The organism is Rhodoplanes tepidamans (assembly GCF_030813915.1).
Lineage (GTDB): Bacteria > Pseudomonadota > Alphaproteobacteria > Rhizobiales > Xanthobacteraceae > Rhodoplanes > Rhodoplanes tepidamans.
The window spans coordinates 67,882-75,848 of sequence record NZ_JAUSUJ010000031.1 but is presented as its reverse complement, the minus strand read 5'-3'; the positions used below and the strand labels follow the sequence as shown (position 1 = coordinate 75,848).

Annotated in this window: 7 protein-coding genes; 1 reads left to right on the top strand and 6 read right to left on the bottom strand. The window is 70.5% G+C overall.

Features of this window, described 5'->3' with window-relative positions:
• Window positions 1-238 precede the first annotated feature (238 nt).
• Complete coding sequence (locus J2S22_RS27265; protein ID WP_272780001.1) at window positions 239-1,294, top strand: glycosyltransferase family 9 protein; 1,056 nt, start codon at window positions 239-241, stop codon at window positions 1,292-1,294.
• 132 nt (window positions 1,295-1,426) lie between these two features.
• On the opposite strand, the gene J2S22_RS27260 is transcribed toward J2S22_RS27265, so the two are convergent.
• From J2S22_RS27260 to infA, 6 genes are all read right to left on the bottom strand, one after another.
• Entirely contained in the window at window positions 1,427-1,846 is a 420-nt protein-coding gene (locus tag J2S22_RS27260) for a DUF6165 family protein (RefSeq protein ID WP_272780000.1), read from the bottom strand.
• 150 nt (window positions 1,847-1,996) lie between these two features.
• On the bottom strand, window positions 1,997-2,470 hold the full coding sequence (greA, locus tag J2S22_RS27255; protein ID WP_272779999.1) for a transcription elongation factor GreA: 474 nt from the start codon (window positions 2,468-2,470) through the stop codon (window positions 1,997-1,999).
• A 107-nt stretch (window positions 2,471-2,577) separates the two neighbouring features.
• Window positions 2,578-6,078: a carbamoyl-phosphate synthase large subunit gene (gene carB, locus J2S22_RS27250; RefSeq protein WP_272779998.1), complete on the bottom strand. Its 3,501-nt coding sequence runs from the start codon at window positions 6,076-6,078 to the stop codon at window positions 2,578-2,580.
• 369 nt (window positions 6,079-6,447) lie between these two features.
• Window positions 6,448-6,672, bottom strand: coding sequence for a DNA gyrase inhibitor YacG (gene yacG / locus J2S22_RS27245; RefSeq protein WP_272779997.1), 225 nt, complete (start codon window positions 6,670-6,672; stop codon window positions 6,448-6,450).
• Window positions 6,673-6,949: 277 nt separating this feature from the next.
• Window positions 6,950-7,588: a Maf-like protein gene (locus J2S22_RS27240; protein WP_272779996.1), complete on the bottom strand. Its 639-nt coding sequence runs from the start codon at window positions 7,586-7,588 to the stop codon at window positions 6,950-6,952.
• Between the two features lie 151 nt (window positions 7,589-7,739).
• On the bottom strand, window positions 7,740-7,958 hold the full coding sequence (gene infA / locus J2S22_RS27235; protein ID WP_272779995.1) for a translation initiation factor IF-1: 219 nt from the start codon (window positions 7,956-7,958) through the stop codon (window positions 7,740-7,742).
• Window positions 7,959-7,967 lie beyond the last annotated feature (9 nt).

Here is a 7,967-nt window from a genome sequence, read left to right as displayed (position 1 = left end):
GTTGTTGGTGGTTTTGACCGCGCCGGGCGGGCGGGCGCCCCCCCCCCCCCCGCGGGGGGGGGGGGGCGGGCGCGGGGGGGGGGGGGGGGGGCGCCCCCCCGTCCCGCGAATTCAGAGTGTGTGGAGCGCCCCCTCACCCGGTTCCTCGCTTCGCGAGGAACCACCCTCTCCCACGAGGGGAGAGGGTTCGGAGCGGGCCGCTCGGCCGTAAACCATCTTCGGCATCATGAGCCCTTCCGTGTCCCCTGCCCCCTCTTCCGAAGCACCCGCCTCCGCAGCGCCGGCCTCCGATCTCCGCCCCATCGCCGTCATCGTCGACCGCGAGGGGCTCGGCGATTCGCTCCTCAAGCTGCCGTTCCTGCGGGCGATCACCCGGGCCTTTCCGGGCCGGCCGGTGTGGTGGATCTCCAGCCACCAGACGTCGATGGCGCACGAGCTGGCGCCCTTCGTGCGGCCGCTGCTCGCTCACGTGATCGAGAATGCCGCGCTGACCCGCCCCCCGATCGACGTGATCGGGCGGCTGCGCGCGCTGCCGCCGTTCGAGATGGTGTTCGATTCGCGCACCCGCGGCCTCACCGTGCTGCTGGCGCGGCTGTTCCTCGAGCACCGCGGCTTCTACTGCTGCCTGCCCGGCTACCTGTTCTCGTCGCGCCGTCCGCCCGGACGCTTCGGCCGGCCGCGCGGCATCGCGGCCCGCATGCTGAGCCTCGCCGAGGCCGCGATCGGCGGCCCGGCCGACTGGGAGGGGCGCCTCGACATCTCCGACGCGGCGCGCGGGCTCGCCGCGGCCCGCCTGCCCGAAGGGCCGTCCTATGTGGGGCTCGCGCCGGGCAGCCGCGAGGCGCGCAAGAACTGGCCGGTCGACCGCTGGGTCGCGCTCGCCGGCGCGCTTTTCGCCCGCGGCCATGTGCCGGTGTTCCTGATCGGTCCGCAGGAGCAGGCGCTGATCGAACGCATCCGGGCCGAGGCGCCGGGCGCCCTGATGCCGGAGGTCGAGCCGGTCGACCCGGCCCTCGGCCTCGTGCGGCTCGAGCTCGCCATCGCGGTCGGCGAGCGCCTCGCCGCCGTCGTCGCCAACGACAACGGCATCGGCCATCTGATGGCGACCATCGGCACGCCGCTGGTCAGCCTGTTCGGGCCGACCGACGTCGGGCGCTGGGCGCCGTTCACCCGGCGCGGCGAGATCGTCCGGGCGCAGGACTTCGGCGGCGAGACCATGGAGGACATCCCGGTCGACGCGGCGCTGGCCGGCCTCGACCGCCTGCTGGGGCGGACGGCGACGACGGCCGGCTGATCTGGTGGTCATTCCGGGGCGGCGCACGGCGCCGAACCCGGACTCCAGCCGAGAACTCGGAGATCGTCGCTGGATTCCGGGTTCGGGCCTTCGGCCCGCCCCGGAATGACCGCGACGTGATCAGCTCTCGACTCAATACGCCGCGTAGGACTTTTCCTCGGTCAGCTCCGAGCCGACCAGGGTGTCGATCTCGCGCTTGAGCCCGGCGCGGCGGTCGTTGGTGCGGTAGACGGCGCGGGCGAGCGCGACGAAGGCTTCGCCGAAATCGCCGTGGCGCTCGCAGTCGCGGATGTCGTCCTCGATCTGCCACAGGCTCTCGTTGACGGACCGCAGCGCCGCCTTGAGGGGCGCGACGCCGGGATGCGCGGCGAGCAGCGGGGCGAGCGAGGCCGTGAGCACCGAAAGCTCGTGCCGGATGTTGGCGAGCTTGGCGGGATCGCCGATGCGCTCGGACTTGATCTCCAGGATCGTCACCTTGTCGACCAGTTCGCCGGCCGAGACCGCGATCACGATGCGGGATGCGGGTGCGACGGGATTCGATGCGCCAGTCATGCGGGGCAGCTCCACTGCGGCCCGACCGGCCGCGAGCCGACGTCCCCGCGCGATCGGGTCCGGATGCGATGATCGCGGCGAGGGGGACGTCGTCGGGAAGGATCGCGACGCGCCGGCGACCATGGCCGCCGGCCCGTCACGGCGACGATGTCAGCGGAACACGACCTCGAGGATCTCGTAGGCCTTGGCGCCGCCGGGCGTCACCACCTCGACCTGGCTGCCCTTCTTCTTGCCGACGAGCGCCCGGGCGAGCGGCGACGCGATCGAGATGCGGCCCGCCTTGGCGTCCGCCTCGGGCTCGCCGACGATCTGCCAGACGTGCTTCTTCTCGGTGTCCTCGTCGATCAGCGTGACGGTGGCACCGAACTTGATGGTGTCGCCCGACAGCTTGGAGACGTCGATCACCTCGGCGCGCGCGAGCTTGTCCTCGAGCTCCGCGATGCGGCCCTCGTTGAGCGACTGCGACTCCTTGGCGGCGTGATACTCGGCGTTCTCCGAGAGATCGCCGTGGGAGCGCGCTTCGGTGATCTGCTGAATGATCCGGGGTCGCTCGACCTGCTGGCAGTGCCGCAGCTCGGTCTCGAGCGCAGCATAGCCGGCAGCCGTCATTGGTATCTTGTCCATCGGTTCCTCTCCGACAGAAAAAAACTCGATCGCGGGCCGGGGTCACCCGGCACGCAACCGTTCGGAAGTCTGTCCAGCCCGTGGCCTATGTCCCCCGGCCGCGTCCTCTAATGGGCGCGTTCGGAGAAATAGCTCTGCAGGGTGCGCACCTCGAGGTCGCCCGCGAGATAGGCCTTGATGCCGAGCGCCGCCGCGACGGCCCCGGAAAGAGTGGTGTAGTACGGGACCTTATGCAAGAGGGCCGCACGCCGCAAGGAACGCGAGTCCGAGATTGCGCGCGTACCGCTGGTTGTATTGAACACCAGCTGGACGTCGCCGTTCTTGATCGCGTCGACGATGTGGGGCCGGCCCTCCAGCACCTTGTTGACCTTCTCGGCCGGCACCCCGTGCTCCTGCAGGAAGCGCTGCGTCCCGCCCGTGGCGATGACCCGGAATCCGAGATCCGACAACAGCTTCACCGAGTCGAGGATGCGCGCCTTGTCGCTGTCCCGCACCGCCACGAACACGGTGCCGGCGCGCGGCAGGCGGGTGCCGCCGCCGATCTGGCTCTTGGCGAAGGCGATCTCGTAGGACCGGTCGATGCCCATCACCTCGCCGGTCGAGCGCATCTCCGGGCCGAGCAGCGTGTCGACGCCGGGGAAGCGGGCGAACGGGAACACCGCCTCCTTGACGCCGACATGGTGCAGCACCGGCGGCGCGAGGGCGAAGCTCGCCAGGCTCTCGCCCGCCATGATGCGGGAGGCGATCTTGGCGACCGGCAGGCCGATCACCTTGGCGACGAACGGCACCGTGCGGGACGCCCGCGGGTTCACCTCGAGCACGTAGATCTCGCCGTCCTTGAGGGCGTACTGGACGTTCATCAGGCCGCCGACCTGGAGCGCCAGCGCCATCGCCCGGGTCTGCCGCTCGAGCTCGGCGATGGTCTCGGCCGGCAGCGAGTAGGGCGGCAGCGAGCAGGCCGAGTCGCCCGAATGCACGCCGGCCTCCTCGATGTGCTGCATGATGCCGGCGATGAACGTGTCCTTGCCGTCGCAGAGGCAGTCGACGTCGATCTCGATGGCGTCCGACAGGTAGCGGTCGAACAGGAGCGGGTTCTTGCCCAGCACCGTGTTGATCTGGCCGGTCTTGTCGTTCGGGTAGCGGGCCTTGACGTCGGACGGCACCAGGCTCGGCAGGGTGCCGAGCAGGTAGTCGTCGAACTGCTCCTGGTTGCGGATGATCGCCATGGCGCGTCCGCCCAGCACGTAGCTCGGGCGCACCACGAAGGGCAGGCCCAGCTCGCCGGCGACCAGGCGGCTCTGCTCCACCGAGTAGGCGATGCCGTTCTTCGGCTGGCGCAGCTGCAGCTTGTCGAGCAGGCGCTTGAAGCGGTCGCGGTCCTCGGCGAGGTCGATGGCGTCCGGCGAGGTGCCGAGGATCGGCACCCGCGCCGCCTCCAGCGCCGCGGCGAGCTTGAGCGGCGTCTGGCCGCCGAACTGCACGATGACGCCGTGCAGGGTGCCGGCGGTCTGCTCGGTGGCGATGATCTCCAGCACGTCCTCGGCGGTCAGCGGCTCGAAATAGAGGCGATCCGAGGTGTCGTAGTCGGTCGACACGGTCTCCGGATTGCAGTTGACCATGATGGTCTCGTAGCCGGCGTCCGACAGCGCGAAGCAGGCGTGGCAGCAGCAGTAGTCGAACTCGATGCCCTGCCCGATCCGGTTCGGGCCGCCGCCCAGGATCACCACCTTCCGCCGGTCGGACGGCTCCGCCTCGTCGGCCGGCAGGCCGGCGAACGGCGCCTCGTAGGTCGAGTACATGTAGGCGGTCGGCGCGTCGAACTCGGCCGCGCAGGTGTCGATGCGCTTGTAGACGGGCCGCACGCCGAGCCCGCGCCGCCGCTTCGTCACCTCGTCGGCGGTGAGTCCCGTCAGGGCGCCGAGACGGGCGTCGGAGAAGCCCATCGCCTTGAGGCGGCGCAGCGCGCCGGCGCTCTGCGGCAGGCCCTTGGCGCGAATCTCGGCCTCGGTCTCGACGATGCCGCGGATCTCCGCCAGGAACCACGGGTCGATGCTGCAGGAGCGGAAGATCTCCTCGTCGGTGGCGCCGAGCCGCATGGCCTGCGCCACCTTCAGCAGCCGGTCCGGCGTCGGCCGGCCGAGCGCCGCCCGGATGGCGTTCTTGTCGTCGCCCTCGCCGATGCCCTCGATGGCGATCTCGTCGAGCCCGGTCAGGCCGGTCTCCAGCGAGCGCAGCGCCTTCTGCAGCGATTCCTGGAACGAGCGGCCGATCGCCATCGCCTCGCCCACCGACTTCATCGAGGTGGTGAGCAGCGGCTCGGCGCCCGGGAACTTCTCGAACGCGAAGCGCGGGATCTTGGTGACGACGTAGTCGATGGTCGGCTCGAACGAGGCCGGCGTGGCGCCGCCCGTGATGTCGTTGGCGATCTCGTCGAGCGTGTAGCCGACCGCGAGCTTGGCTGCGACCTTGGCGATCGGGAAGCCGGTCGCCTTCGAGGCCAGCGCCGACGAGCGCGACACGCGCGGGTTCATCTCGATGACGACGAGGCGCCCGCTCTTCGGGTCGACGGCGAACTGCACGTTGGAGCCGCCGGTCTCCACCCCGATCTCGCGCAGCACCGCGATCGAGGCGTCGCGCATCACCTGATACTCTTTGTCGGTGAGCGTCAGGGCCGGCGCCACGGTGATCGAGTCGCCGGTGTGGACGCCCATCGGGTCGAGGTTCTCGATCGAGCAGACGATGATGCAGTTGTCGTTCCTGTCGCGAACGACCTCCATCTCGAACTCTTTCCAGCCGAGCACGCTCTCCTCGATGAGCACCTCGTTGGTCGGCGAGGCGTCGAGGCCGCCCCGCACGATCTCGATGAACTCGTCGAGGTCGTAGGCGATTCCGCCGCCGGTGCCGGCCAGCGTGAAGCTCGGCCGGATGATCGCCGGCAGGCCGATCTCGGCGAGCGCCAGCAGCGCCTCGCCGAGCGCGCCGTGCACGTAGCGCTTGCGGCGCTCCTCCTCGCCGGCCGCCCATTCGTGCTCGAACTTCGCCCGCTTCGCGGCCTTCTCGGTGTCGCGCTCCTTGCCGGCGTCGATCTGAGCGAGCGCGTCCAGATACTTCTGCCGGTCGGCCTGCTTCAGCTCGGAGGCGTTGGCGAGATACGACTTCGGGATGTCGAGGCCGATCTTCTTCATCGCCTCGCGGAACAGCTCGCGGTCCTCGGCCTTGTCGATCGCCTCGGCGGTGGCGCCGATCATGGTCACGCCGAACTTGTCGAGCACGCCCATCTTGCGCAGCGACAGCGCCGTGTTCAGCGCCGTCTGGCCGCCCATGGTCGGCAGCAGCGCGAGCTTGTCGTCCGGGCGCTCCCGCCGCTCCTTCTCGATGATCTTGGCGACGATCTCCGGGGTGATCGGCTCGACATAGGTCGCGTCGGCCATCTCCGGGTCGGTCATGATGGTGGCCGGATTGGAGTTGACCAGGACGACCCGGTAGCCCTCCTCGCGCAGCGCCTTGCAGGCCTGGGTGCCGGAGTAGTCGAACTCGCACGCCTGGCCGATCACGATCGGTCCCGCGCCGATGATCAGGATCGAGGAGATGTCGGTGCGTTTGGGCATCAGGGGTCTTCGCGGCTAGGTCTGGGCACAAAAAAAGGCGTCGTGGACGCGCCGCCTTTGCGAACTCGACCGGTTTGTCGCCTGCCCGTGCGCGGTCCGCCGGGGCGGGCGACCCTTAGCCCAGAATCGACGGGGATGGAAGAGCGCGGGGCGGCGCGCGGCCACGGCCCGGCGCGTGTGCCGTTCCGAACCGTTTCGAACCCTCTCCCCTCGCGGGAGAGGGTGGCTCGCCGCATAGCGGCGAGATGGGTGAGGGGGGCCTCCACGGGCTCCGAGCTTGCGGCACGCCCCCTCACCCGCCCGAGCTTCGCTCGGGCCCCCTCTCCCGCGAGGGGAGAGGGCAGACAAGGCCGATCGGCCGGTCGCCGGTCAGGCCCCGTCCAGCGGGCCGCGGCGGCGCGGCGGCGGCGCCTCCTCGGGCTCGGCGAGGCCGAGCTCGTCCTCCTCGGCCTCGACGGCCGGCACGGCGTAGCGGCCGGACAGCCAGCGGTGGAGATCGACGTTCTTGCACCGCTGCGAGCAGAACGGCCGGAACGTGTCAACGGCCGGCTTGCCGCAGATGGCGCAGGGTCGTCCGGGAGCGAGCGAGGGCATGGGCGGAAAGATAGGGATAAGGGCGACGGAACGGGAGAGCGAGAGCCGCGAAAACCGGGCCTGGCGCCCGGGATCCTTCTCCCCGCCTTCCCGCGCGCGAGGTCGCGCTCTCGCGCGACAAGAAGGTGGCTCGGCGCGCAGCGGCGAGTCGGATGAGGGGGCATCTCCCCGGCGCAGAGACTCGCGGCGACGCCCCCTCACCCGGATTCCGCGCCTACGGCGCGCAATCCGACCTCTCCCCGCACGGCGGGGAGAGGTGAAAGCGTGGCAGCCCGCCTCACGCCGGCATCGGGTTGGTCGGGTTCAGCCAGCCGTGGCGGATGGGGAAGCCCTCGCCGGCGAGCAGCGACGTCGTCTCGTAGAGCGGCAGGCCGACCACCGAGGAGTAGGAGCCGACGATCTTGACCACGAAGCTGCCGGCCAGCCCCTGCACGGCATAGCCGCCGGCCTTGCCGCGCCACTCGCCCGACGCGAGATAGGCCTCGATGTCCTCCGGGGCGAGGCGCTTGAAGCGCACCCGCGTCTCCACCACGCGCTGGCGGATCGCCTCCTTGGGCGTCACCACGCAGACCGAGGTGTAGACCCGGTGGTTGCGGCCGGAGAGCAGCCGCAGGCACTGGGCGGCCTCGTCGAGCAGCTCGGCCTTGGGGAGGATCCGCCGTCCGACCGACACCACCGTGTCGGCGGCGACGATGAACGCCCCGCGCAGATCGTCGTCGGCCTTGACGGCGGCGAGCGCCACCTCGGCCTTCTGGCGCGCGAGCCGGTTGGCGCAGGCGCGCGGCAGCTCGCCGCGCTTCGGCGTCTCGTCGACCTCGGCGGGCCGCAGCGCGTCCGGTTCGATTCCGGCCTGGTTGAGAAGGGTGAGCCGCCGGGGCGACCCGGAGGCGAGCACGAGCTTGGGACGGCCCATCATCGCGGTTTTGATTTCGTTTCCACTCCCGTCCGGGAGCTGTTCGGTCCGCTCCCCGGGGGGAGCACAGGGAAGCCCGCCGTCCGGCAGGCCGGACCGTCGCGGGTTCCGCGGGGTTGGTGAGCGCCGGCCCGGTCAGGGGCGGCCGCGGCGATCATTTGAAGCGATAGGTGATCCGGCCCTTGGTGAGATCGTACGGGGTCATCTCGACCAGCACCTTGTCGCCGGCGAGGACGCGGATGCGGTTCTTGCGCATGCGGCCGGCCGTGTGGGCGATGATCTCATGACCGTTCTCGAGCTTGACGCGGAAGGTCGCGTTCGGCAGCAGCTCCGACACGACGCCGGGAAACTCCAGCAGTTCCTCTTTCGTCATTCGCAACCC